Source organism: Methanosarcina sp. UBA5 (genome assembly GCF_002505485.1).
In the GTDB taxonomy this organism is placed as follows: Archaea; Halobacteriota; Methanosarcinia; order Methanosarcinales; family Methanosarcinaceae; genus Methanosarcina.
The window spans coordinates 1-906 of record NZ_DAVG01000015.1; the positions used below are offsets into that span (position 1 = coordinate 1).

The window sequence follows — 906 nt, forward strand, 5'->3', positions numbered from 1 at the left end:
CCAGTCATTAATTACCCTAAGGGCTCGAACCCATTCTAATTCTACAGGGTTATCCTGAATGCATTCCTTAAAATATTTGTTAACAATTACTATAGGGTCTCTTTCCGGGATTCCAATCTTCTTAAAGACATTTTCAAGTAATATCCCGGATGTCATAATACAAGCAAAAATTGACTTTGACCTTCCCTCAATATTAGATTTTGTTTCAGGAAGTGAGTCAAAGCACTTATCATATATTTCCTGCACATCATTGTTGAATACTTCCTGAATAAAAAGTTCTATAATATATCCATAATTATTCGATATTATTCTTTTAATCCTATCTATCTCTTTAGTAGGTAACTCAGGAATAAAATCATTTAATTCAATTACCCTGTACTGCTGTCCGGCATTAGGAAGACAATCCCTAATGGGTTTTTCACCAGTAAACATTGCAGTAGTGCGGTAAAGTTCACCTCCATCTCTTTCTCCTCCTGTTGTACTTTTTACTCTACCTTTACCACTGGTTAGAGTATAAACTAAATCAGAAAGGTGTTCTCCAGCATCTGAAGATTCGTCGATAGTACCGGAAAGTCGGAATAGTCCCTTACACGAACAAGGATTCCCTTACCAGAACCTTTTGCGCCTATCATTAACCCATTTGGGTTGCCTATCATCGATAATGCGGCTGATGCTAGTAACGTTTTTCCTGCTGATGTATTACCGTAATGATCTGTGCAATGAGACTCACAATTTAATACATTTTTAAGTGGGGCACTCAGAGCGTCATAAAACCGGAAACGTGCTACATCATAGGCTAGAAATATATTAGCTCCTTCAGCCCATGTATTAACATCCCCTTTAACATCCAGTTCCGGGAATTTCTGCAAAGCTAAGATAGGCCCGACCCCATCCTTTGTTATTGCT

At 38.0% G+C, this 906-nt stretch carries 2 protein-coding genes; both read right to left on the reverse strand.

Features of this window, described 5'->3' with window-relative positions; translation table 11 throughout:
• Positions 1 to 432: hypothetical protein (locus BP621_RS01210; RefSeq protein WP_292387477.1), on the reverse strand; the 432-nt coding region annotated here is incomplete at its 3' end.
• Positions 433 to 518: 86 nt separating this feature from the next.
• A partial coding sequence (locus BP621_RS01215; protein WP_292387479.1) for a DUF927 domain-containing protein occupies positions 519 to 906 on the reverse strand: 388 nt, incomplete at its 5' end.